This is a genomic window from Geopseudomonas aromaticivorans, assembly GCF_019097855.1.
GTDB lineage: Bacteria > Pseudomonadota > Gammaproteobacteria > Pseudomonadales > Pseudomonadaceae > Geopseudomonas > Geopseudomonas aromaticivorans.
On record NZ_JAHRGL010000019.1, the window covers coordinates 237,583 to 260,104 of the forward strand.

The window sequence follows — 22,522 nt, forward strand, 5'->3', positions numbered from 1 at the left end:
GCGAATCCTTACGTACACAGCTGGTATGCGCGCAAGGTTACCCCAAGCGTGCTACCGGCTGCCAGCGTGCCACGGCACCAATCATGCGGTCAGATGACTCGGGAGAAGCGCTGCGTGCTCTGCAGCGGCAGATAGTGGTCGAACAGCATGCATACCGAACGGACCAACAGACGCCCGGCGGGAGTGATGGCGATGCCCTGGTCGTCCAGGCGGATCAGGCCGTCGGCCGCACAGGACTGTAAGCGTGGCCACACCTCGTGGAAGTAGCCGCGGAAATCGATGTTGAACGGCCCTTCGATGTCGGAGAAGTCGAGCTTGAAGTGGCAGATCAACTGCTGGATCACGGCGCGGCGGATGCGGTCATCCTGATTGCAGTGCAGACCGCGGCGGGTGGCCAGCTCGTTGTTGTCCAGGCTGTTCTGGTAGGCGGTCAGGTCGCTGGAGTTCTGGCTGTAGAGGTCGCCGATCTGGCTGATCGAGGACACGCCCAGGCCGATCAGATCGCAGTGGCCGTGGGTCGTGTAGCCCTGGAAGTTGCGCTGCAGCGTGCCTTCTTCCTGGGCGACGGCCAGTTCGTCGTCGGGCAGGGCGAAGTGGTCCATGCCGATATAGCGGTAGCCCGCGGCGGACAGCTGCTCGATGGTGCGCTGGAGCATTTCCAGCTTGACGCCCGGGTTGGGCAGGTCTTCGGCGTTGATCCGCCGCTGCGGCGGAAAACGCTCGGGCAGGTGGGCGTAGTTGAACACCGAGAGGCGGTCGGGCTGCAGGGCGATGACTTCGTCGACCGTGCGGGCGAAGGAGTCGGCGTTCTGCAGCGGCAGGCCATAGATCAGGTCGATGTTGATCGAGCGGAACTGCAGGGTGCGCGCGGCCTCGACGATGGAGCGGGTTTCCTCGAGGCTTTGCAGGCGGTTGACCGCGCGCTGCACGGCGGGATCGAAATCCTGCACGCCGAGGCTGACGCGGTTGAAACCGATCTCGCGCAGCAGGCCCATGGTCGCCCAGTCAGCTTCGCGCGGGTCGATCTCGATGCTGTAGTCGCCGGTATCGTCGTCCAGCAGGTGGAAGTACTGGCGCAGCCCGGTCATCAGCTGGCGCAGTTCATCGTGGCTGAGGAAGGTTGGAGTGCCGCCGCCGAAGTGCAGCTGCTCGACCACCTGGCCGGGATCGAGGTGACGGCTGACCAGCTCCGCTTCCCGCAGCAGGCGCTGCAGGTAGGGGGCGCTGCGGCCGCGGTCCTTGGTGATGACCTTGTTGCAGCCGCAGTAGTAGCAGATGTGCGCGCAGAACGGCAGGTGCACGTAGAGCGACAGCGCGCGCTTGGCTTGGGCACTGCTGCGCAGGGCGTGTTGGAGGTCGAACGGCCCGACCCCGTCGTGGAATTGCACGGCGGTGGGATAGGAGGTGTAACGCGGCCCGGCCAGATCGTAGCGACGGATCAGGTCGGTATCCCAGCGGATGGCGTCGAGCATGCGGGTATCCCGGATTATCAGACTGGTGTTTCAGTTTTTTGAGTCTAAAGCCAGGGCGCCGGGGGGGTGTTGACTTGCATCAACCGCTTCAGTTGGTCGCAGGCGTGCTGAGGTGGCCGCTGCCGTGGCCCATCAGCCAGCCCTGATGCGGGCCGGGCAGCGTCCAGATGCCGAACAGGATCACCAGCAGGCCGCCGGCAATACGCACGCCACGACGGCGCAGCAGGGCGGTCAGGCGTTCGGCGGCGAGGCCGGTTGCCAGCAGTACCGGCAGGGTGCCGAGGCCGAAGGCCAGCATCAGCAGGGCGCTGTCCAGGGCGCTGCCCTGGCTGGCGGCCCACAGCAGGGTGCTGTACACCAAGCCGCAGGGCAGCCAGCCCCACAGGCTGCCGAGCAGCAGGGCGCGACGGGCGTTGCGTACCGGCAGCAGGCTGCGGGCCAGCGGTTCGATGCGGCGCCAGAGGAGGCGGCCGAGGCCTTCGATGCGGGTCAGGCCGCTCCACCAGCCGGCCAGATACAAGCCCATGGTGATCAGCAGCAGGCCGGCGACGCTGCGCAGCACGGTGGCGGCCGGCCCGCTGGCCAGGGCCCAGCCGGCGGCGCCGAGGAGCAGGCCGGCCAGGGTATAGGAAGCGATGCGGCCGAGGTTGTAGGCGAGCAGCAGTTGCAGGCGCCGCTGGCGCTGTTCGGCGGGAATGGCCAGGGTCAGGGCGCCCATCAGGCCGCCGCACATGCCGATGCAGTGGCCGCCACCGAGCAGGCCGAGGATCAGCGCCGACACCAGCAGGGGGAGCAGATCAGCCACGCGGCGGTTCCTGGTCGGGACCGTCGCCATCCTTGGTCGCGGCGTCGATACCGGCTTTGTGTTTGGGGTCTTCGTCGTCGAACAGGATGCTGTGCGCCGGGCCGTCGAGGTCGTCGTACTGGCCGCTGTCGACGGCCCAGAAGAACACCCAGATGGCCAGGCCGACCAGCACCACGGCGACCGGGATCAACAGGTAGAGTGCGGACATGTAGGCGTCTCCGGGTCAGGTGGGGCTGGGGGTGGCCGGCAGGTGTGCGCTGGCGGCCGCGACTGGGTGGCGGCTGCCGGATACCCGACTCAGGCGCAGGGCGTTGACTACCACCACCAGGGAGCTCAGCGACATGCCGATGGCGGCCCAGCCTGGGGTGATCCAGCCGAGGGCGGCGAACGGCAGCACCAGGCCATTGTACAGGCAGGCCCAGACCAGGTTCTCGATGATGTTGCGGCGGGTGCGCCGCGCCACGGCGAAGGCCTGGACCAGGCTGTCGAGGTGGTTGGACAGCAACACGGCGTCGGCGCTGGTCTTGGCCAGGTCGGTGGCGCTGCCCATGGCCACGCTGATATCGGCGCCGGCCAGCACCGGCACGTCGTTGACGCCGTCACCGAGCATCAGCACGCGGTGGCCAGCCTCATGTAACTGGCGCAGTACGGCGAGTTTGTCGTCCGGGGTGAGTCCGCCGCGGGCGTCGGCGATGCCCAGCTCGGCGGCGACGCTGGCGACCATCGGCGAGCTGTCGCCGGAGAGCAGCAGCACCTGCCAGCCGCGCGCGTGGGCGGCCTCGATCAGCTGCGGGGCGTCTTCGCGCAGGCGATCGTCCAGACGGAACCAGGCCAGCGGGCCCCGCTCATCGCCGAGCAGCAGCCACTGGCCGGCTTCCCGAGGCATGGCGGGGGCCGGTTGCCCGGCGAGCTGGCTGACGAACGTTGGCTCGCCGATGCGCAGCACGCGGCCGTCGACTTCGCCCTGCAGGCCCTTGCCGGGCTCGCTGCAGACGTTGTCGGCGAGCAGGGGCGTGCGTCCGAAGGCGCGGGCAATCGGATGTTCCGAGTGGCTTTCCAGGGCGGCGGCGAGGCTCAGGCAGGCGTTGCTGTCCCGATCGCCCAGCGCCCGTACTTCGCGCAGGGTCAGGCGTCCCTCGGTGAGCGTGCCGGTCTTGTCGACGATCAGGGTATCGATCTGGTTCAGCCCCTCCAGCACGTGGCCGCGGGTGACCAGCAAACCGAGCTTGTGCAGGCTCCCGGTGGCGGTGGTCAGGGCGGTCGGCGTAGCCAGCGACAGTGCGCAAGGGCAGGTGGCGACCAGCAGGGCGAGGACGATCCAGAAGGCCCTTTCGCTGTCGATCTGCCACCAGATCGCGCCGACCACGGCGGCGACCAGCAGGACCACGACCAGGAACCACTGCGCTACCCGGTCGGCTAGTTCGGCCAGGCGCGGCTTGTCGACCTGGGCGCGCTCGAGCAGGCGGACGATGGCGGAGAGGCGGGTATCGTCACCCAGTGCCTCGACCTGCAGGGTCAGCGGTCCCTCGATGTTCAGCGTGCCGCCGGTGACGCGCTGGCCGGCGGTGCGCGGTTGCGGCAGGTATTCGCCGGTCAGCAGCGATTCGTCGATGCTCGATTGGCCGCTGAGGATCAGTGCATCGGCGGGAATGACCGCGCCGGGAGGGACCTGCACGCGGTCGCCGACCTGCAGCTCGCTGAGCAGGATGCGCTGGCTGCGTTCCTGGGCGTCCAGGCGCAGGCAGGAGGCCGGCAGCAGGTTGACCAGCTGGGCGGTGACCTGGGCCGTCCGCTCGCGGGCGCGGCGCTCCAGGTAGCGACCGGCGAGCAGGAACAGGGCGAACATGCCAACGGCGTCGAAGTACAGCTCACCCTGCCCGCTGATGGTCGACCACAGGCCAGCGACATAGGCGCCGCCGATGGCCAGCGATACCGAAACGTCCATGGTCAGATGGCGGGTGCGCAGGTCGCGCAGGGCGCCGCGGAAGAACTGGCCGCAGCAGTAGAAGACGATGGGGGTGGTTAGGAACAGGCTGGTCCAGCGCAGGATGGCGTCGAAGTCGGCGCTGAGGTCGATGTTGAACTCGGGCCAGGTGGCCATGGCGGCCATCATCACCTGCATCCACAGCAGGCCGGCCACGCCGAGCTGGCGCAGTGCCTTGCGGTTTTCCCGCTGCATCTGTTCGGCCGCCGCGTCTGCGTGGTAGGGATGGGCGGCATAGCCGATCCGGCGCAGCTCGGCCAGCAACTGGCTGAGCGGCAGGCGGGCGTCATCCCAGGCCACCTGCAGGCGATGGTTGGACAGGTTGAGGCTGGCCTCGTTGACGCCGGGCAGTTTCTTCAGATGGTGTTCGATCAGCCAGGCGCAGGCCGCACAGCTGATGCCCTCGATCAGCAGGCAGGTCTGGGCCTGCTGCCCTTGGTGTTCCACCAGGCCTTGCTGAACGTCCGGGCGATCGTACAGGGCCAGCTCGTCGGCGAGGGCCTTGGGCAGTGCTTCGGGGTTGGCTGCGGTTTCGCTGCGGTGGCGATAGTAGCTATCCAGCCCACCGGCGACGATGGCCTCGGCCACCGCCTGGCAGCCTGGACAGCACATGGCACGGTCTTCGCCGAGGACACGGGTCTGATAGGGGCTGCCGGCAGGTACCGGCAGCCCGCAGTGAAAGCAGGGCAGGGGAGCGGCCATGTCGGGAACCGTCAGGGCGCGAGTTCGATGGCGTGGCCGCCTTCCAGGGTGAACTCATCGAACAGGCGCCAGTCCTTGCCGCCCTCCTGGCCAATCAGCTCGACGAAGCGGCGACCGCTGACGGCATCCTGCATCTGGCCTTTATACAGCCCGGCTTCACCGGCGACCGGTTGCAGGATGATGCGGCGATCACGCTCCGCCTGCGTCGGCGAGAGCAGGTTGAGCACCAGCTGGGGCGGCTGGCTGATGCCGGCCAGGCGCAGCTCTGCGACGCCGGCGGTGTCGTCGAGGGTGAGGGTGGCGTGCATGCCCAGGCGCGCGGCCAACTGCTCACGCTTGAGCGACTGGTTGATGCCCTTGCCGACGTCGTAATAGTCGTCGGAAATCAGGGTGTCGGGCTTGATCGTGGAGATGTAGGCCAGCCCCAACCCGAGCACCACCGAGAAGGCCAGGATGCCAATGATGAACCAGGCCCAGAACTGCTTGTACCAGCGGGTGGTGATCTCGGGGTGTGGCATGCTCACTCTCTATCTCAGCGGACGCTTGGGCCGATGAAGCGGCTTTCGGCGTCGAAGGTTTTGCCAGGAATGTCGGCGGCCTGAATTGTAAAGAGAATCTCGTTGGCGCTGGAAGGCAGTTTTTCCGGGTCGATGTAAAGCTCGATCGGCACGGAGAGTATTTCGCCAGCCAGTGCCTTGACCTCGCGCTTGCCTTCGAGCATCAGGCCGTCGAGGCCGGAGACGTCGATGGTGTAGACGTGGTTGCGCTGATCCTTGTTCATGATCTTCAGCGTGTAGACGTTCTCGATCAGGCCGCCCTGGCTTTCGCGATAGAGCACGCGGTCCTTGATGACATCGAGTTCGGCCAGCGGACGCATGTACAGCGCGGTAGCGAAGGCGCCCATCATGATGATCAGGGCGGCGGCATAGCCGATCAGGCGCGGCCGCACGAGGTGGGTCTTCTGGCCAGAGAGGTTGTGTTCGGTTGTATAGCCGACCAGTCCCCGCGGGTAGCCCATCTTGTCCATGATGCTGTCGCAGGCGTCGACGCAGGCGGCGCAGCCGATGCAGGCGATCTGCAGGCCGTTGCGGATGTCGATGCCGGTCGGGCAGACGTTCACGCACATCTTGCAGTCGATGCAGTCACCGAGGCCCATGGCCTTGTAGTCGGCTTCCTTCTTGCGCGGACCGCGCAGCTCGCCACGCTTCTCGTTGTAGGAAACGATCAGGGTGTCCTTGTCGAACATCACGCTCTGGAAGCGCGAGTAGGGGCACATGTGGATGCACACCTGCTCGCGCAGCCAGCCGGCGTTGCCGTAGGTGGCCAAGGTGAAGAAGCCGACCCAGAACAGCGCCCAACCTTCGATATTGAGGGTGAAGAGGTCGACGGTCAGCTGGCGAATCGGGGTGAAGTAGCCGACGAAGGTCAGTGCCGTGAGCAGGGCCACGCCCAGCCAGATCGCGTGCTTGGCGCTTTTGCGCAGGAATTTCTCGGCACTCATCGGCTGCTTGTCGAGCTTCATGCGCTGGTTGCGGTCACCCTCGGTGACCTTTTCCGCCCACATGAACACCCAGGTCCATACGCTCTGCGGGCAGGTATAGCCACACCAGACACGACCGGCGAATACGGTGATGAAGAACAGGCCGAAGGCACAGATGATCAGCAGCCAGGACAGCAGCATGAAGTCCTGTGGCCAGAAGGTGGTGCCGAAGATGTAGAACTTGCGCTCCGGCAGGTTCCACCAGACGGCTTGGCGGTCGCCCCAGTTGAGCCAGGCGGTTCCGAAGAACATCAGGAACAGGAAGGCACCGCTGACCATGCGGATGTTGCGGAACAGGCCGGTGAAGGCCTTGGTGTAGATCATCTCGCGCTTGGCGTAGAGATCGACGCTTTCGCCTTTCTTGGCGGGGGAGGGGGGGGTTACATCCTGGACGGGGATCTTCTCGCTCATCGGTCTCTACCACAGCTTGGGAATGGGCGCCCCTGTCGGTACATGGCCGGCTGGGATCATTTCACCTTCCTGATAATGTTACGCCTAATGCCGTTCATCTGCATGCGACGCTAGGTCGCGTAAGCGCCATGGCGGCCTGGCCGTCTTTGTGCTGTGTAGAGATTGGTGCCGGGCTAGAAAGCAAAACGCCGCTTTCCGGCAAGCGGAAAGCGGCGTTTTGGACTTCAGCAGAGAGCGTTACTGCTGCGGAGCCTTCTGCGACAGGCTGTACACGTAGGCAGCCAGCAGGTGCACCTTGTCGTTGCCGAGCATGTCCTTCTGCGCAGGCATCTTGCCGTTACGGCCAAAGCGCAGGGTCTGCTGAACCTGGGCAAAGCTGGAGCCGTACAGCCAGGTGCCGTCGGTGAGGTTCGGGGCGCCCATGGCCTGGGTACCCTTGCCTTCAGCGCCGTGGCAGACCGCGCAGTTGGTGGCGAAGGTCTTCTGACCGGCCGCGATGTCCACGCCTTCGGGGTTCTTCAGGCCGGACAGGCTGCGCACATAGCCGGCGACGTTCTTGATGCCTTCTTCGCCGAGGATGTCCTTCCAAGCCGGCATGGCGGCCTGACGGCCGCCCATGATGGTGGTCTTGATGGTGTCGGCTTCGCCGCCATACAGCCAGTCATGGTCGGTCAGGTTCGGGAAGCCGTAGGCACCCTTGGCGTCGGATCCGTGGCACACGGAGCAGTTGGAGGCGAACAGGCGTGCACCCATTTTCAGGGCCTGTTCGTCCTTGGCTACCTCGGCCACCGGCATGGCGGCGAACTTGGCATACAGCGGACCGTATTGCTCGTCAGCGCGGGCCATCTCCTTCTTCCACTGGTTGACGCCGGTCCAGCCTTCCGCATAACCCGGCAGGACGCCTTTCCAGTTGCCCAGGCCCGGGTAGAGGATCAGGTAGCCGACGGCAAAGATCAGGGTGCCGATGAACAGCATGAACCACCAGCGCGGCAGCGGATTGTCATACTCCTCGATGCCGTCGAAGGTGTGACCCATGGTCTGGTCGGTGGTGTCAGGGCGCTGTCCCTTGCGGGTCGCGAAGATCAGCCAAGTCAGCGCCACTATGGTGCCGAGGCTGAGTATGGTGATGTACCAATTCCAGAAACTGGTCATTCGTGCTTACTCCCAGAAGCTTTTTCTTCACGCTTTTCGGATTTGGGCTCGTCAGCGAAGGGCAGGTTGGCCGCCTCGTCAAAGCCTTTCTTGCGTCTGCCGCTGAAGGCCCAGACCAGCAGGCCTACGAATGCGACCAGTACCAGGGCGGTGCCCAGGCCACGCAGAGTCCCGATATCCATAGCGAGTTACCGTTTGTTCTTGAGGCTGGTGCCGAGGACCTGCAGGTACGCGACCAGCGCGTCCATTTCGGTCTTGCCCTTGACTGCGTCACGGGCCCCGGCCATGTCTTCCTGGGTGTAAGGCACGCCCACGGATTTCAGTGCCTTCATCTTGGTCGCGGTGTCCTTGCCCTCGAGCTTGTTCTCCACGAGCCACGGGTAGGCCGGCATCTTCGATTCAGGCACTACGTTGCGCGGGTTGTACAGGTGGGCGCGATGCCAGTCGTCCGAGTAGCGGCCGCCGACGCGAGCCAGGTCAGGACCGGTACGCTTGGAGCCCCACAGGAACGGGTGGTCGTAGACGCTTTCGCCGGCGACCGAGTAGTGGCCATAGCGCTCGGTTTCGGCGCGGAACGGACGCACCATCTGCGAGTGGCAGCCGACACAGCCTTCACGGATGTAGATGTCGCGGCCTTCCAGCTGCAGTGCGGTGTAGGGCTTGAGACCCTCGACCGGCTGGGTGGTTTCCTTCTGGAAGAACAGCGGAACGATCTGGGTCAGGCCGCCGATGCTGACGGCGATGACCATCAGCAGCGTCATCAGGCCGATGTTCTTCTCGATGATTTCGTGCTTGTTCATCAGTGAGCTCCTTCAACCACGAACTTCTCAGCGGCTTCGATTTCCGCCTGCTTGGCAACACGCACGGTGCGCCAGGTGTTGTAGGCCATCAGCAGCATGCCGATGAGGAAGAAAGCGCCGCCGATAGCGCGGACGATGAAGCCCGGATGGCTGGCTTCGAGAGCTTCAACGAAGGAGTAGGTCAGGGTGCCGTCTTCGTTGACTGCACGCCACATCAGGCCCTGGGCGATACCGTTGACCCACATGGAGGCGATGTACAGCACGGTGCCGATGGTGGCCAGCCAGAAGTGGGCGTTGATCAGGCCGATGCTGTGCATCTGCTCGCGAGCGAACACTTTCGGGATCAGGTGGTACAGCGAGCCGATGGACACCATGGCTACCCAGCCGAGGGCGCCGGCATGTACGTGGCCGATGGTCCAGTCGGTGTAGTGGGACAGGGCGTTGACGGTCTTGATGGCCATCATCGGGCCTTCGAAGGTGGACATGCCGTAGAAGGCCAGGGACACCACCAGGAAGCGCAGGATCGGGTCGTGGCGCAGTTTGTGCCAGGCTCCGGAGAGGGTCATCATGCCGTTGATCATGCCGCCCCAGGACGGAGCGAGGAGAATCAGCGACATCACCATGCCGAGGGACTGGGCCCAGTCAGGCAGGGCGGTGTAGTGCAGGTGGTGCGGACCGGCCCAGATGTACAGGGTGATCAGCGCCCAGAAGTGCACGATGGACAGACGGTAGGAATACACCGGACGGCCAGCCTGCTTGGGCACGAAGTAGTACATCATGCCGAGGAAGCCGGTGGTCAGGAAGAAGCCCACGGCGTTGTGGCCGTACCACCACTGGATCATGGCGTCGGTGGCACCCGAATACATGGAGTACGACTTGGTCAGGGTGACCGGGACTTCCATGTTGTTGACCAGGTGCAGCATCGCCGTCACCAGGATGAAGGCGCCGAAGAACCAGTTGCCGACATAGATATGCTTGGTCTGGCGCTTCATCACGGTACCGAAGAACACCACCGCGTAGCTGACCCAGACGATGGTCAGCAGGATGTCGATCGGCCACTCCAGCTCGGCGTACTCCTTGGAGGAGGTGAAGCCCAGCGGCAGAGTGATGGCGGCCAGCACGATCACTGCCTGCCAGCCCCAGAACACGAAGCTCGCCAGCGGACCGCCGAACAGGCGGGCCTGGCAGGTGCGTTGTACTACATAGAAGGAGGTGGCCATCAGTGCACAGCCACCGAAGGCGAAGATCACCGCGTTGGTGTGCAGGGGGCGCAGACGGCCGAAGCTGGTCCACGGCAGACCCAGATTCAACTCCGGCCATACCAGCTGAGATGCGATAAGCACACCCAAGCTCATTCCTACGACCCCCCAGATCACCGTCATTATGGCGAACTGGCGGACCACCTTATAGTTATACGCAGTCGGACTGATTGCTGTACTCATTTCAAGGGGTTCCACGGTTATGGACTTTCGGGACAAAAAACGGCCGCAAGTATGGAGAAAGCAGGTAACCATTGCAACGCAACCTCTTGGCTGACAAGGGGTTGCGGGTACACGGCGTGCTGCCGATCCAGGCGTGCTGACCTGATCGTTATGACGCGCAACGGAGTCTCGAAAGACGCCGCAAGGGTGATGTCGCGTTGTTTTTGTAACGGCGTGCGACTAGGTAGGAGAGCTTAGTCCTCGGGGCGTGGACTGTGAAGAAAGCTTTGGGATGGGTGCGACACTTGGTCGCGTGCGGAAGGGGTTTCGGCGGGGAGGGGTTAGGGCGCGCCGCCTTGCACGGCGCGCCCGTCCGACTTACTTGGCGGGTTGTTGCGACAGGCTGTACACGTAGGCAGCCAGCAGGTGGACCTTGTCGTTGCCGAGCATGTCCTTCTGCGCCGGCATCATGCCGTTACGACCAAAGCGCAGGGTCTGCTGAACCTGAGCGAAGCTGGAGCCGTACAGCCAGGTGCCGTCGGTGAGGTTCGGGGCGCCCATGGCCTGGGTACCCTTGCCTTCGGCGCCGTGGCAGACCGCACAGTTGGTGGCGAAAGTCTTCTGGCCAGCCGCGATGTCCACGCCTTCGGGGTTCTTCAGGCCGGACAGGCTGCGCACATAGCCAGCGACGTTCTTGATGCCTTCCTCGCCGAGGATGTCCTTCCAGGCCGGCATCGCGGCCTGACGGCCGCCCATGATGGTGGTCTTGATGGTGTCGGCTTGGCCGCCATACAGCCAATCATGGTCGGTCAGGTTCGGAAAACCAAAGGCGCCCTTGGCGTCGGAGCCATGGCATACGGAGCAGTTGGAGGCGAACAGACGAGAGCCCATCTTCAGGGCCTGTTCGTCCTTGGCTACCTCGGCCACCGGCATGGCGGCGAACTTGGCATACAGCGGGCCGTACTGCTCGTTGGCGCGATCCATTTCGCGTTGCCACTGGCTGACCTGGGTCCAGCCGCCCTCGTAGCCCGGCAGGACGCCTTTCCAGGTGCCCAGGCCCGGGTAGAGGACCAGATACAGCGCACCGAAGATCAGGGTGCCGAGGAACAGCATGAACCACCAACGCGGCAGCGGGTTGTCGTACTCCTCGATGCCGTCGAAGGTGTGCCCCATGGTCTGGTCCGTGGTGTCCGGACGCTGGCCCTTGCGGGTTGCGAAAATCAGCCACGTCAACGCCAGCAGGGTGCCGACGGTGAGGATGGTGATGTAGATACTCCAAAAGCCTGTCATGGATTATTACTCCTGGCTAAGGCCGCGCTTCAGCGCTTGCTCTTGAGGCTGGTACCGAGGACCTGCAGGTACGCGACCAGTGCGTCCATTTCGGTCTTGCCCTTGACTGCGTCACGGGCCCCGGCCATGTCTTCCTGGGTGTAGGGCACGCCCACGGCATGCAGCGCTTTCATCTTGGTCGCGGTGTCCTGGCCGTCGAGCTTGTTCTCCACCAGCCACGGGTAGGCCGGCATCTTCGACTCGGGCACTACGTTGCGTGGGTTGTACAGGTGGGCGCGGTGCCAGTCGTCCGAGTAGCGGCCGCCGACGCGAGCCAAGTCCGGACCGGTACGCTTGGAGCCCCACAGGAACGGATGGTCGTAGACGCTTTCGCCGGCGACCGAGTAGTGACCATAGCGCTCGGTCTCGGCGCGGAACGGACGCACCATCTGCGAGTGGCAGCTGACGCAGCCTTCCTTGATGTAGATGTCACGGCCTTCCAGTTGCAGCGCGGTATAGGGCTTGAGGCCCTCGACCGGCTGGGTGGTTTCCTTCTGGAAGAACAGCGGGACGATCTGGGTCAGGCCGCCGATGCTGACAGCGAAGACCATCAGCAGCGCCATCAGGCCGATGTTCTTCTCGATGATTTCGTGCTTGTTCATCAGTGAGCTCCTTCAACCACGAACTGCGCCGCGGCTTCGATTTCCGCCGGCTTGGCAGCACGCACGGTGCGCCAGGTGTTGTAGGCCATCAGCAGCATGCCGGTGAGGAAGAAGGCGCCGCCGATCATGCGTACCAGGAAGCCCGGATGGCTGGCTTCGAGGGCTTCAACGAAGGAGTAGGTCAGGGTACCGTCTTCGTTTACTGCACGCCACATCAGGCCCTGGGCGATGCCGTTGACCCACATGGAGGCGATGTACAGCACGGTGCCGATGGTGGCCAGCCAGAAGTGGGTGTTGATCAGGCCGATGCTGTGCATCTGCTCGCGGCCGAACACTTTCGGGATCAGGTGGTACAGCGAACCGATGGACACCATGGCAACCCAGCCGAGGGCGCCGGCGTGTACGTGGCCGATGGTCCAGTCGGTGTAGTGGGACAGGGCGTTGACGGTCTTGATGGCCATCATCGGGCCTTCGAAGGTGGACATGCCGTAGAAGGCCAGGGACACCACCAGGAAGCGCAGGATCGGGTCGTGGCGCAGTTTGTGCCAGGCTCCGGAGAGGGTCATCATGCCGTTGATCATGCCGCCCCAGGACGGAGCGAGGAGAACCAGCGACATCACCATGCCGAGGGACTGGGCCCAGTCAGGCAGGGCAGTGTAGTGCAGGTGGTGCGGACCGGCCCAGATGTACAGGGTGATCAGCGCCCAGAAGTGCACGATGGACAGGCGGTAGGAATAGACCGGACGGCCAGCCTGCTTGGGCACGAAGTAGTACATCATGCCGAGGAAGCCGGTGGTCAGGAAGAAGCCCACGGCGTTGTGACCGTACCACCACTGGATCATGGCGTCGGTGGCGCCCGCGTACAGCGAGTACGACTTGGTCAGGCTGACTGGGATCTCCATGTTGTTGACCAGGTGCAGCATCGCTGTCACCAAGATGAAGGCGCCGAAGAACCAGTTGCCGACATAGATGTGCTTGGCCTTGCGCTGCATGATGGTGCCGAAGAACACCACGGCATAGGCGACCCAGACAATGGTGATAAGAATGTCGACCGGCCACTCCAGCTCGGCGTACTCCTTGGAGGAGGTGAAGCCGAGCGGCAGGGTGACGGCGGCGAGCAGGATCACCAGTTGCCAGCCCCAGAACACGAAGCTGGCCAGCGGTCCGCCGAACAGGCGGGTCTGGCAGGTGCGCTGAACCGAGTAGAAGGAGGTGGCGAACAGGGCGCAACCACCGAAGGCGAAGATCACCGCGTTGGTATGCAGGGGGCGTAGACGGCCGAAACTGGTCCAGGGCAGGTCGAAGTTCAACTGCGGCCAGACCAGTTGGGCGGCGATGAATACGCCAATCCCCATCCCGACGATTCCCCAGATCACCGTCATTATGGCGAACTGGCGAACCACCTTATAGTTATAAGCAGTCCTGAGGTTTGCTGTGCTCATTTTCGAGGTTCCACGACTAATGGGCTTGATCGGAAAAAGATCAGCGTCAGCATGGATAAACTGCTTTGGACAGATGTTGATACAAATCAAAGCCATAGGCCACATGGGGTCTTTAGTGTGAGTTTTGCCGAACTTTTATGGTCCGGGCCGGTCGTCGGCGTGCGCGGACGATTGATTCTTGCCCACGGCGCCGGTGCGCCGATGGACAGTCCGTTCATGACCGAAATGGCCGAACGCCTGGGCGAAAACGGTGTGCGGGTGGTGCGCTTCGAGTTCCCCTACATGGCTGATCGGCGCCGCGATGGCGGCAGGCGCCCGCCCAATCCGCAGGCGCGCCTGCTGGAGTGCTGGCGGCAGGTGTGGGATGCGGTGAATGCCTGCGAGCCGGGCCCCTGGGCCATCGGTGGCAAGTCGATGGGGGGGCGCATGGCCAGCCTGCTGGCCGACGAGCTGGCACCGACCGCGCTGGTCTGCCTCGGCTACCCGTTCCATGCCGCCGGCAAGCCGGAGAAGCCGCGGGTCGCGCATCTGGCGACGCTCGCGACCCCCACCCTGATCGTGCAGGGCGAGCGCGACGCGCTGGGTAACCGCGAGCGGGTGGCCGGCTACCTGCTGTCGCCGGCCATCCGATTGCTCTGGCTATCCTCTGCCGATCACGACCTCAAGCCGCTCAAGGCCTCCGGCTTCAGCCACGCCCAGCATCTGCAGGAGGCCGCGCGGGCGGTGGCGGACTTCCTCGGCGGGGGCCGCTAACTGCTCAGTAGCTGGCGCAGCACATGGTGCAGGATGCCGCCCGCCCTGAAGTAGTCGAGTTCGATGGCCGTGTCGATGCGACACAGCACCTCGATGCGCTCCTCGGTACCGTCGCTGCGCAGGATCTCCGCGATCAGCTTCTGGCGCGGCTTGAGCCCGCCGCTCAGGCCGCGGATGCTCAGCCGCTCGCTGCCGTTCAGCGCCAGGCTCTGGCGATTCTGTCCGGGCACGAACTGCAGCGGCAGCACGCCCATGCCGACCAGATTGGAGCGGTGAATGCGCTCGAAGCTTTCGGCGATCACCGCCTTGACCCCCAGCAGGCTGGTGCCCTTGGCCGCCCAGTCACGTGACGACCCGGTGCCGTACTCCTTGCCGGCGATCACCACCAGCGGCACGCCCTCGGCCTGGTAGCGCATGGCGGCAGCGTAGATCGGCAGTTTGTCTCCGGACGGCTGGTGCAGGGTGTTGCCGCCTTCCTCGCCGCCGAGCATCTCGTTCCTGATGCGGATGTTGGCGAAGGTGCCGCGCATCATCACCTCGTGGTTGCCGCGGCGGGCGCCGTAGGAGTTGAAATCCTCCGGGGCCACCCCGAGGCTCTGCAGGTACAGGCCGGCCGGCGAGCTGGGCTTGATGCTGCCGGCCGGCGAGATGTGGTCGGTGGTGATGGAGTCGCCGAACAGGGCGAGTATCCGTGCCCCGGCGATATCGGTCAGCGCGGCCGGCGGCTGGTCGATGTGCTGGAAGAACGGTGGGTTCTTCACGTAGGTGGAGGCCGGGTCCCACGGATAGGTGGCACCGCCGCCCACCGCAATCGACTGCCAGGCTGCGTCGCCGCTGAACACGTCAGCGTAGCGGCGGAGAAACATGGCGCCGTCCACGGCCCCCACCGCGGCAGCCACTTCGGCATCGCTCGGCCAGATGTCCTGCAAATACACCGGTTGGCCATCGCTGCCGCTGCCCAGTGGCTCGCGGGTCAGGTCGATGCGCGTGGTCCCGGCCAGGGCGAAGGCCACCACCAGTGGCGGCGAGGCCAGCCAGTTGGCCTTGACCTGCGGATGCACGCGGCCCTCGAAGTTGCGGTTGCCGGACAGCACCGAGCTGACGATCAGGTCGTTGGCATTCACGCAGTCGGCGATGGCCGGCGGCAGCGGCCCGGAGTTGCCGATGCAGGTGGTGCAGCCATAGCCGACCAGGTTGAAGCCGAGCTGATCGAGGTAGGCGGTCAGATCGGCCTTGGCCAGGTAGTCGGTGACCACCTTGGAGCCCGGCGCCAGCGACGACTTGACCCACGGTTTGCGGCTCAGGCCGCGCTCCACCGCCTTCTTGGCCAGCAGGCCGGCAGCCATCAGCACGCTGGGGTTGGAGGTGTTGGTGCAGGAAGTGATGGCGGCGATCACCACGTCGCCGTGGTGCAGGCCGTAGTGGGCGTTGGCGACCAGAAAGTCGGTATCCCGCTCGGCCTGGCGTCCGGACAGGTCCAGCAGCAGGTCGAACTGCGCGCGGATATCCTCCAGGGCGACGCGGTCCTGCGGGCGCTTCGGCCCGGCCAGCGAGGGCTGCACGCTGGCCAGGTCCAGGGTCAGGCTGTCGCTGAAGGTCGGCTCGTCGCCCGCCTCGCGCCACAGGCCCTGGGCCTTGCAATAGGCCTCGACCAGGGCAATGCGTTGCGGCTCGCGGCCGGACAGGCGCAGGTAGTCGAGGGTGACCGCGTCGACCGGGAAGAAGCCGCAGGTGGCGCCGTATTCCGGGGCCATGTTGGCGATGGTGGCGCGGTCGGCCAGCGGCAGGTGGTCGAGCCCGGGGCCGTAGAACTCGACGAACTTGCCCACCACGCCGCGCTTGCGCAGCAGCTCGGTGACGGTCAGCACCAGGTCGGTGGCGGTCACTCCTTCGCGCAGCTTGCCGGCCAGGCGCACGCCGACCACCTCGGGAATCAGCATCGACAGCGGCTGGCCCAGCATCACCGCCTCGGCCTCGATGCCGCCGACGCCCCAGCCGAGCACGCCCAGACCGTTGATCATGGTGGTGTGCGAGTCGGTGCCGACCAGGGTGTCAGGGTAGGCCAGGGTGACGCCGGCGTCGTCACGGCTCCACACCACCTGGGCGAGGTATTCCAGATTGACCTGGTGGCAGATGCCGGTGCCCGGCGGCACCACGCGGAAGTTGGCGAAGGCCTGCTGGCCCCAGCGCAGGAAGGCGTAGCGCTCGTGGTTGCGCTGCATCTCGATGGCCACGTTGTCGGCGAAGGCGCTGGCATCGGCGAAGCGGTCGACCATCACCGAGTGGTCGATCACCAGGTCCACCGGCGACAGCGGGTTGATCTTCTGCGGATCGCCACCAGCGCGGGCCATGGCGTCGCGCATGGCGGCCAGGTCGACCACGCCGGGTACGCCGGTGAAGTCCTGCATCAGCACCCGTGCCGGACGGAACTGGATTTCCTGCTCCGAGCTGCGCTTGTGCAGCCATTGCACTACCGCCCGGCAGTCGGCGGCGGTCACGCTGCGGCCATCCTCGCAGCGCAGCAGGTTCTCCAGCAGCACCCTGAGCGAGATGGGCAGTTGGCGGAGGTCGCCGAGGCTGCGGGCGGCCTCGGGCAGGCTGAAGTAGTGGTAGGTGTGGCCGTCGACTTCGAGGCTGCGGCGGCAGCTGAAACTGTCCGGGTGGGTCATGGTGGCGTCTTCCGGCTGGAGCGGGCTTGATTCTTAAGCCTAGTCCGTCCGCCGCCGCTCGGTTGGCCGCGCCGCCGCTTTGCGCGACAATGGCGGCCTGTCACGCGGAGTTCCCCATGTCCCAGCAACCCGACGCCATTCTCGACGCCAGCGGTCTCAACTGCCCCGAACCGGTGATGATGCTGCACAACAAGGTGCGCGACCTGCCGGCCGGCGGCCTGCTCAAGGTGATCGCCACCGACCCCTCGACCCGCCGCGACATTCCCAAGTTCTGCCTGTTCCTCGGCCACGAGCTGCTCGAGCAGCAGGAAGAGGCGGGCACCTACCTGTACTGGATCCGCAAGAAGGCGGAGTGAGTCTGCAAAGCAGAAGAGGCGCCACTGGCACCTCTTCTGCTTGAGCGACAGCAATCAGCTATCTCAGCACTTTCCTTTCGGATGGGTGCAGCCGCTGCCGCCACCACCCGAGCTACCCCCGCCATTTCCACTACTGACACTGCCACTGACGGTCCTTTTGCCGGCTTTCAGGTTCAGGGTGGCGTTGACCGAGGTGCTGCCATTGCTGTCAGTCACCGTCTGGGTCACCGTGTAGACCCCGGATGCCGGGTAGGTGTGAGCGGGGCTGGTGCCCGTGCCGTCGGGCGAGTTGTCACCCCATACCCATCGATAGCTCAGGGTGCCTGCGCCGCTGCCCGAGGCGCTGAACGTGCAGGTCAGGCCGAGGCAGCTGTAGCTGAATGCGGCAACCGGGGGCGTGCCGCTACCTCCGCCCGTCGATGCGACGTCGTTGCGCAACGCGGCCGCGAGATCGAGCCGACCGTTGGCTGTCCAGTTCAGCAAGTTCTGCCCTTTTGCTCCGATCTTGGCGGCGTTCTGTTCCAGGCGCTCGCGCACGGCCAGGCTGCACGGCATGCCGGCGTAGTTGCAGTCGGCGGCGGCCTTTGGCGCGCTGCTTGCCAGGCGAGTGTAGAGGTCGTCCCACACCAGCGCCGCGGCACCGGCGACCAAGGGGGCGGACATTGAGGTGCCGCTCCACCAGTCCACGCAGCTGTCGCTGTCTGAGGTGAGGCCGCAGTTGGCGCTGGGGAGGATGCCGATGATGTCCTGCCCCGGCGCGGCCAGGGATACCCAGTGGTCAGTCGAGCGGCTGTAGGTCGAGAAACTGGCGCGATCATCGTCATGATTGGAGGCTGCGACAGACAACACGGTAGATTTTCCGGTGCTGTCGGTGCAAGCCGCAGGATAGGTGCGGCTGGTGTTGCCATTGTTGCCGGCGGCGGCGATCAGCAGCACGCCCTGGTTGCGGGCGAACTCGATGGCGTCGCACTCGGCACTCGAGGCATCGGTCTGGGTGATCTCGCCGGTAGCGGGGTCGATCAGGTCGCTGGCGTAGCTCATGGTGATAACCTGGTACTGGCTGCGTACCAGGCTGCCATTGGCAAACTGATCGGAGGCGGCCAGCAGGATCGCTTCGCTTGAGCCCGAGACCGGACAGAGGCCTACCTCATAGATGTAAATACCGTCGGTCACCCATTCCAGGTAGCACACCTTGAAGATGCCGGCCCCGGTGTTCCAGCCGACGCCAGCGATGCCTTCACTATTACCCGTGTTGGCGACCGCCTCGCCGGCAACGAAGGTACCATGGCCGTAGTTGTCACAGGCTGGCTCGTCGGTCGGGCAGGTGTCGAGGCCGGATCCCGGGTTGGGGCCGACCACATTGACCCGCTCCAGACACTTGCCACTCAGGTCGGGAATATTGCAGTCAGCGCCGCTGTCCAGCACGGCGATCTTCGGCTTGTCGTAGGAAGTCGGGTCGCCGGTTTTGCCCGTGGTCTGATCCCAGCTTTCGGGCGCATTGATATCGGCATTCGGCGTGCCACTGGTGACCTCGAGCGATGCGCCAAAGATCGTCTGGTTGACGTACAGGTGGTTCTGCCCGGTGTTGTGCAGGTACCACTGCTCGGTGAAGTAGTTGGCGCCGCCAGCCAGCGTCGGTCCCGGCTCCTCGCTTGGCATCACTAGTAGCCGGTAATAGTCCGGCTCTGCGTACAGCACGTTGGGGTTGTGCTGGTAGGCCGCGATGGTTGCTTCGACCATGCCGGTTGGCACCTGCATCACCTGCACGTCGATCTCGGGCAGGGTGCGCAGGGGGACCGCATGGACATTGCGATGCTCGGCATTCATCTCGACGGCGGTGGTACCCGGCTTGAACTTGACCAAGACACGGTCTGGGGCGTAACGGGGGATGTTGAGCTTGCTGAGATCTGGCGGTGTTGCGGCGAGGAGGTTGTTGGCTCCCAGCAGCGTGAGCGCCAGGACGGTCGCTATTATCTGTAAGGGGTTCACGAGACGCCTCCCGTTCGTTGAGCAGGGGCCGGTTACAACTGCCTCGAGAGCTGTAAAGCACCCGATTAACCAGCGAGAACTTAGGTATAGGCGAGGGCGATGAGGCGCGCGTAATGCTCTTGTCGCGCAGACCCGCTCACCTGACAGCCGGCAGTGACCGGCGAGTCAGGCGCAGCGGCAAGTGTGTTCCGGGCTCACGCTTCGCGGCTGGCGCGGATGCTGCGCCGCGCGCTGCGTTGCAGGCGCACGCCGAGCAGTAGCGCAGCGCAGGTCAGGCCCACCACCAGCCCCTGCCACAGTCCGGCCGGGCCGCTGGCCGGGCCGAACCAGTCGCCGAGGCCCAGGCCGTAGCCGATCGGCAGGCCGATTCCCCAGTAGGCCAGCAGGGTGATCAGCATGGTCGCGCGGGTGTCGTGGTAGCCACGCAGGGCGCCGGCGGCCGTGACCTGGATGGCGTCGGAAAACTGGAACAGCGCCGAGTACATCAGCAGCGCGCTGGCCACGGCGAGCACCTCGGCGTCCGGGGTGTACAGGCGGGCGATGTCCGCGCGCAGCAGCAACATGAGGCTCGCGGACAGGCAGGCATAGACCAGCGCCGTGGCCATTGCCACCCCCGCAGAGAAGCGCGCATCGCGCGGCGCCCCGCGTCCCAGCGCCTGGCCGACCCGTACCGTGGTGGCCATGGCCAGCGAGTAGGGGATCATGAACACCATCGAGGAAAAGTTCAGCGCCACCTGATGTCCGGCCACCACGCTGGCGCCCAGGCTGCCAATCAGCAGGGCGATCAGCGAGAAGATGCTGGCCTCGGCGAAGATGGCGATGCCGATCGGCAGGCCGAGCGTCAGCAGCGCGCGGATTTCCAGCCACTGCGGCCGTTCCAGGCGCTCGAACAACCGGCTGGAGCGGTAGACCGGTGCCCAGTGCACCCACCACAGCATGGCGCCGAGCATGAACCACAGCACCAGCGCGGTGGCCCAGCCGCAACCGACGCCGCCCATGGCCGGCAGGCCGAGCTTGCCGTAGATGAACATGTAGTTGAGCGGGATGTTCAGCAGCAGGCCGAGCAGACCGATCACCATGGTTGGCCGGGTGCTGCCCAGGCCGTCGCTGAAGCCACGCAGGACCTGATACAACGCCAGCGCCGGAAAGCCGAGCGCCACGGCCTGCAGGTAGCCCATGGTCGTCGCGCGCAGCGAGGCCTCCACCTGCATCAGCACCAGTACCGGCTCGGCAGCGAACAGCAGCGCGGCGGCGATCAGGCCGATGGCCAGCGCCAGCCACAGCGCCTGGCGCACCAGCGGACCGATCAGCACGTAGGTCCCGGCCCCCACCTTGCGCGACACCTTGGCGGTGGTCGCCAGCAGGATGCCGCCCATCAGCAGCAGCATCGGTACCCAGATCGAGTTGCCCAGCGCCACGGCGGCCAGGTCCCGCGGGCCGACCCGCCCGGCCATCACGGTATCGACGAAGCCCATGGCTGTGTTGGCGAGCTGTGCGACCATGATCGGGCCGGCGAGGGCGAGCAGGGTCCTGACTTCGGTGAGGCTACGACGAAAGCGGGAGGGGGCGGGAGAAGCGGGCAGGGCGGACATCGACAGACCTCGACAAACAGCTGGCCAGTCTACGCCGCGCACCGAAATGGGGCCAGCACAGGGCCGCGCCGATGGTGCCGATGGGGTAAAGTGACGGCAACTTCCCGACCTTCCGACGGACACTCCCATGCGCCTGCTGGCCGACGAAAACATCCCGCTGCTCGATCCTTTCTTTGCTGCGTTCGGCGAGATCCGCCGCCTGCCCGGCCGCGCCATCGACCGCGCCGCGGTGGCCAATGCCGACGCGCTGCTGGTGCGCTCGGTGACCCGCGTCGACCGGGCGCTGCTGGACGGCAGCCCGGTGCAGTTCGTCGGCACCTGCACCATCGGTACCGATCACTTGGACCTGCCGTATTTCGCCGAAGCCGGTATCGCCTGGTCCAGCGCGCCGGGCTGTAACGCCCGTGGGGTGGTGGAGTACGTGCTCGGCGCGCTGTTCGCCCTGGCCGAGCGGCGCGGCGCCGAGTTGGCCACGCGCACCTACGGCGTGGTCGGTGCCGGTCAGGTCGGTAGCCGCCTGGTGGAAGTGCTGCGTGGTCTGGGCTGGACGGTGCTGGTCTGCGATCCGCCGCGCCAGGCGCGCGAGGGCGGCGACTTCGTCACCCTCGAGGAAATCCTCCAGCACTGCGACGTGATCAGCCTGCACACCCCGCTGACCCGCGACGGCGCCGACGCCACCTGGCATCTGCTGGATGCCGAGCGGCTGGCGCAGCTCAAGCCCGGCTGCTGGCTGATCAATGCCAGCCGCGGCGCAGTGGTCGACAACCCGGCGCTCAAGGCGCACCTCTCGGGCGGCGCCGATCTCGAGGTGGTGCTGGATGTGTGGGAAGGCGAGCCGGAGGTGGATGTCGAACTGGCGGCCTTGTGCCGTCTGGCCACCCCGCACATCGCCGGTTACAGCCTGGACGGCAAGCTGCGCGGCACCGAGCAGATCTACCAGGCGTTCTGCGCCTGGCGCGGTGAGCCAGCGCAAGTCGAGCTGGCGCAGCTGTTGCCGCCGGCCTGGCTGGGCGAGCTGGTTCTGCATGAACAGGCCGATCCGGCCTGGGCGCTGGCGATGGTCTGCCGTGCGGTCTACGACCCGCGGCTGGATGACGCTGCCTTTCGCCGCAGTCTGCTCGGCGATGCCGAACAGCGCCGTCTCGGCTTCGATGCTCTGCGCAAGCACTATCCGATGCGCCGCGAGTTGCCCGATCTGACGGTGCGGGTGGGCGGGACGGCGCAACAACTGCGTCGTCAGTTGGCGGCTCTGGGGGTGCGGCTGGCCTGATCAGCCGAACAGACGGCGGAGCGGCTTGGTGCTCTGCTCCAGCTGGCGGCAGGCCTGCAGTATCATCTGTTCGGTGATCGGAATTTCCCGCCCCTGGGCATCGATGATGGCGCCCAGCTGCAGGTGGCGCAGTTTCTGGGCAGTGTGCTGGCGGCTGTGCGTAGTGTGCAGGGGATTGTGCATGACGTGCTCTCCTTGACGGTCAATGAGGGCAGTCTAGAAGCGACAGATTA

General features: G+C 65.4%; 20 protein-coding genes. 3 read left to right on the top strand and 17 right to left on the bottom strand.

The annotated features are described in order from the left end of the window. Positions 1-89 precede the first annotated feature (89 nt). The 13 genes from hemN to ccoN (KRX52_RS09310) all read right to left on the bottom strand — a co-directional run bounded on the left by hemN (position 90) and on the right by ccoN (KRX52_RS09310) (position 13,660). Positions 90-1,472: an oxygen-independent coproporphyrinogen III oxidase gene (hemN, locus tag KRX52_RS09250; protein ID WP_217681448.1), complete on the bottom strand. Its 1,383-nt coding sequence runs from the start codon at positions 1,470-1,472 to the stop codon at positions 90-92. Between the two features lie 88 nt (positions 1,473-1,560). Continuing rightward, entirely contained in the window at positions 1,561-2,277 is a 717-nt protein-coding gene (locus tag KRX52_RS09255; RefSeq protein ID WP_217681449.1) for a sulfite exporter TauE/SafE family protein, read from the bottom strand. Continuing rightward, positions 2,270-2,485, bottom strand: coding sequence for a cbb3-type cytochrome oxidase assembly protein CcoS (gene ccoS / locus KRX52_RS09260; protein ID WP_217681450.1), 216 nt, complete (start codon positions 2,483-2,485; stop codon positions 2,270-2,272). The genes KRX52_RS09255 and ccoS overlap by 8 nt, the downstream gene beginning before the upstream one ends. Positions 2,486-2,500: 15 nt before the next feature. After that, positions 2,501-4,963, bottom strand: coding sequence for a heavy metal translocating P-type ATPase (locus KRX52_RS09265; protein ID WP_217681451.1), 2,463 nt, complete (start codon positions 4,961-4,963; stop codon positions 2,501-2,503). Between the two features lie 11 nt (positions 4,964-4,974). Further along, a complete protein-coding gene (locus KRX52_RS09270) occupies positions 4,975-5,481 on the bottom strand; it encodes a FixH family protein (protein ID WP_217681452.1) in 507 nt (168 codons plus the stop codon). A 14-nt stretch (positions 5,482-5,495) separates the two neighbouring features. Continuing rightward, complete coding sequence (gene ccoG, locus KRX52_RS09275; RefSeq protein WP_217681453.1) at positions 5,496-6,914, bottom strand: cytochrome c oxidase accessory protein CcoG; 1,419 nt, start codon at positions 6,912-6,914, stop codon at positions 5,496-5,498. A 237-nt stretch (positions 6,915-7,151) separates the two neighbouring features. Further along, positions 7,152-8,066: a cytochrome-c oxidase, cbb3-type subunit III gene (ccoP, locus tag KRX52_RS09280; protein ID WP_217681454.1), complete on the bottom strand. Its 915-nt coding sequence runs from the start codon at positions 8,064-8,066 to the stop codon at positions 7,152-7,154. Continuing rightward, positions 8,063-8,248 carry a cbb3-type cytochrome oxidase subunit 3 gene (locus KRX52_RS09285; RefSeq protein ID WP_217681455.1) on the bottom strand — a complete coding sequence of 62 codons (186 nt, stop codon included), beginning with the start codon at positions 8,246-8,248 and terminating at the stop codon, positions 8,063-8,065. The genes ccoP (KRX52_RS09280) and KRX52_RS09285 overlap by 4 nt, the downstream gene beginning before the upstream one ends. A gap of 6 nt (positions 8,249-8,254) precedes the next feature. After that, the gene (gene ccoO, locus KRX52_RS09290; protein WP_217681456.1) at positions 8,255-8,866 is read right to left on the bottom strand and encodes a cytochrome-c oxidase, cbb3-type subunit II; all 612 of its coding nucleotides are present in this window, start codon (positions 8,864-8,866) and stop codon (positions 8,255-8,257) included. Further along, positions 8,866-10,308, bottom strand: coding sequence for a cytochrome-c oxidase, cbb3-type subunit I (gene ccoN, locus KRX52_RS09295; protein ID WP_217681457.1), 1,443 nt, complete (start codon positions 10,306-10,308; stop codon positions 8,866-8,868). Before ccoN (KRX52_RS09295) ends, ccoO (KRX52_RS09290) begins: the two co-directional genes overlap by 1 nt. Positions 10,309-10,665: 357 nt before the next feature. Beyond that, positions 10,666-11,577, bottom strand: a complete 912-nt coding sequence (gene ccoP, locus KRX52_RS09300) for a cytochrome-c oxidase, cbb3-type subunit III (RefSeq protein ID WP_217681458.1) — start codon at positions 11,575-11,577, stop codon at positions 10,666-10,668. A 29-nt stretch (positions 11,578-11,606) separates the two neighbouring features. After that, a complete protein-coding gene (ccoO, locus tag KRX52_RS09305) occupies positions 11,607-12,218 on the bottom strand; it encodes a cytochrome-c oxidase, cbb3-type subunit II (protein WP_217681459.1) in 612 nt (203 codons plus the stop codon). Beyond that, entirely contained in the window at positions 12,218-13,660 is a 1,443-nt protein-coding gene (ccoN, locus tag KRX52_RS09310) for a cytochrome-c oxidase, cbb3-type subunit I (protein ID WP_217681460.1), read from the bottom strand. The genes ccoO (KRX52_RS09305) and ccoN (KRX52_RS09310) overlap by 1 nt, the downstream gene beginning before the upstream one ends. 51 nt (positions 13,661-13,711) lie before the next feature. Between ccoN (KRX52_RS09310) and KRX52_RS09315 the strand changes: the two genes are divergently transcribed. After that, complete coding sequence (locus KRX52_RS09315; RefSeq protein WP_254797471.1) at positions 13,712-14,413, top strand: alpha/beta family hydrolase; 702 nt, start codon at positions 13,712-13,714, stop codon at positions 14,411-14,413. Here KRX52_RS09315 and acnA read toward each other — a convergent pair. Next, complete coding sequence (gene acnA / locus KRX52_RS09320) at positions 14,410-17,082, bottom strand: aconitate hydratase AcnA (protein WP_217681462.1); 2,673 nt, start codon at positions 17,080-17,082, stop codon at positions 14,410-14,412. The two genes, KRX52_RS09315 and acnA, sit on opposite strands and share 4 nt — an antisense overlap. Before the next feature lie 116 nt (positions 17,083-17,198). On the opposite strand from acnA, the gene tusA reads away from it, so the two are divergent. Further along, the gene (gene tusA / locus KRX52_RS09325) at positions 17,199-17,438 is read left to right on the top strand and encodes a sulfurtransferase TusA (RefSeq protein WP_217681463.1); all 240 of its coding nucleotides are present in this window, start codon (positions 17,199-17,201) and stop codon (positions 17,436-17,438) included. Positions 17,439-17,501: 63 nt separating this feature from the next. Here the strand turns inward: tusA and KRX52_RS09330 are convergent, their stop codons facing one another. Both KRX52_RS09330 and KRX52_RS09335 read right to left on the bottom strand, forming a co-directional pair. Next, positions 17,502-19,427 (bottom strand): S8 family peptidase, encoded by a 1,926-nt coding sequence (locus KRX52_RS09330; RefSeq protein WP_217681464.1) that lies wholly within the window; start codon positions 19,425-19,427, stop codon positions 17,502-17,504. A gap of 194 nt (positions 19,428-19,621) precedes the next feature. Continuing rightward, a complete protein-coding gene (locus KRX52_RS09335; protein WP_217681465.1) occupies positions 19,622-21,019 on the bottom strand; it encodes an MATE family efflux transporter in 1,398 nt (465 codons plus the stop codon). Positions 21,020-21,146: 127 nt separating this feature from the next. Between KRX52_RS09335 and pdxB the strand changes: the two genes are divergently transcribed. Beyond that, a complete protein-coding gene (gene pdxB / locus KRX52_RS09340; protein ID WP_217681466.1) occupies positions 21,147-22,289 on the top strand; it encodes a 4-phosphoerythronate dehydrogenase PdxB in 1,143 nt (380 codons plus the stop codon). Here pdxB and KRX52_RS09345 read toward each other — a convergent pair whose 3' ends face one another. Then, entirely contained in the window at positions 22,290-22,472 is a 183-nt protein-coding gene (locus KRX52_RS09345) for a PA1571 family protein (protein WP_217681467.1), read from the bottom strand. Positions 22,473-22,522 lie beyond the last annotated feature (50 nt).

Bases quoted from the DNA above. Each gene is read 5' to 3' on its own strand.
- KRX52_RS09335 (WP_217681465.1), bottom strand. From the start codon at position 21,019: ATGTCCGCCCTGCCCGCTTCTCCCGCCCCCTCCCGCTTTCGTCGTAGC.
- tusA (WP_217681463.1), top strand. From the start codon at position 17,199: ATGTCCCAGCAACCCGACGCCATTCTCGACGCCAGCGGTCTCAACTGC.
- KRX52_RS09315 (WP_254797471.1), top strand. From the start codon at position 13,712: ATGGATAAACTGCTTTGGACAGATGTTGATACAAATCAAAGCCATAGG.
- ccoN (WP_217681457.1), bottom strand. From the start codon at position 10,308: ATGAGTACAGCAATCAGTCCGACTGCGTATAACTATAAGGTGGTCCGC.
- KRX52_RS09270 (WP_217681452.1), bottom strand. From the start codon at position 5,481: ATGCCACACCCCGAGATCACCACCCGCTGGTACAAGCAGTTCTGGGCC.
- ccoN (WP_217681460.1), bottom strand. From the start codon at position 13,660: ATGAGCACAGCAAACCTCAGGACTGCTTATAACTATAAGGTGGTTCGC.
- ccoO (WP_217681456.1), bottom strand. From the start codon at position 8,866: ATGAACAAGCACGAAATCATCGAGAAGAACATCGGCCTGATGACGCTG.
- KRX52_RS09345 (WP_217681467.1), bottom strand. From the start codon at position 22,472: ATGCACAATCCCCTGCACACTACGCACAGCCGCCAGCACACTGCCCAG.
- ccoO (WP_217681459.1), bottom strand. From the start codon at position 12,218: ATGAACAAGCACGAAATCATCGAGAAGAACATCGGCCTGATGGCGCTG.
- KRX52_RS09285 (WP_217681455.1), bottom strand. From the start codon at position 8,248: ATGGATATCGGGACTCTGCGTGGCCTGGGCACCGCCCTGGTACTGGTC.
- pdxB (WP_217681466.1), top strand. From the start codon at position 21,147: ATGCGCCTGCTGGCCGACGAAAACATCCCGCTGCTCGATCCTTTCTTT.
- ccoP (WP_217681454.1), bottom strand. From the start codon at position 8,066: ATGACCAGTTTCTGGAATTGGTACATCACCATACTCAGCCTCGGCACC.
- hemN (WP_217681448.1), bottom strand. From the start codon at position 1,472: ATGCTCGACGCCATCCGCTGGGATACCGACCTGATCCGTCGCTACGAT.
- acnA (WP_217681462.1), bottom strand. From the start codon at position 17,082: ATGACCCACCCGGACAGTTTCAGCTGCCGCCGCAGCCTCGAAGTCGAC.
- ccoS (WP_217681450.1), bottom strand. From the start codon at position 2,485: ATGTCCGCACTCTACCTGTTGATCCCGGTCGCCGTGGTGCTGGTCGGC.
- ccoG (WP_217681453.1), bottom strand. From the start codon at position 6,914: ATGAGCGAGAAGATCCCCGTCCAGGATGTAACCCCCCCCTCCCCCGCC.
- ccoP (WP_217681458.1), bottom strand. From the start codon at position 11,577: ATGACAGGCTTTTGGAGTATCTACATCACCATCCTCACCGTCGGCACC.
- KRX52_RS09265 (WP_217681451.1), bottom strand. From the start codon at position 4,963: ATGGCCGCTCCCCTGCCCTGCTTTCACTGCGGGCTGCCGGTACCTGCC.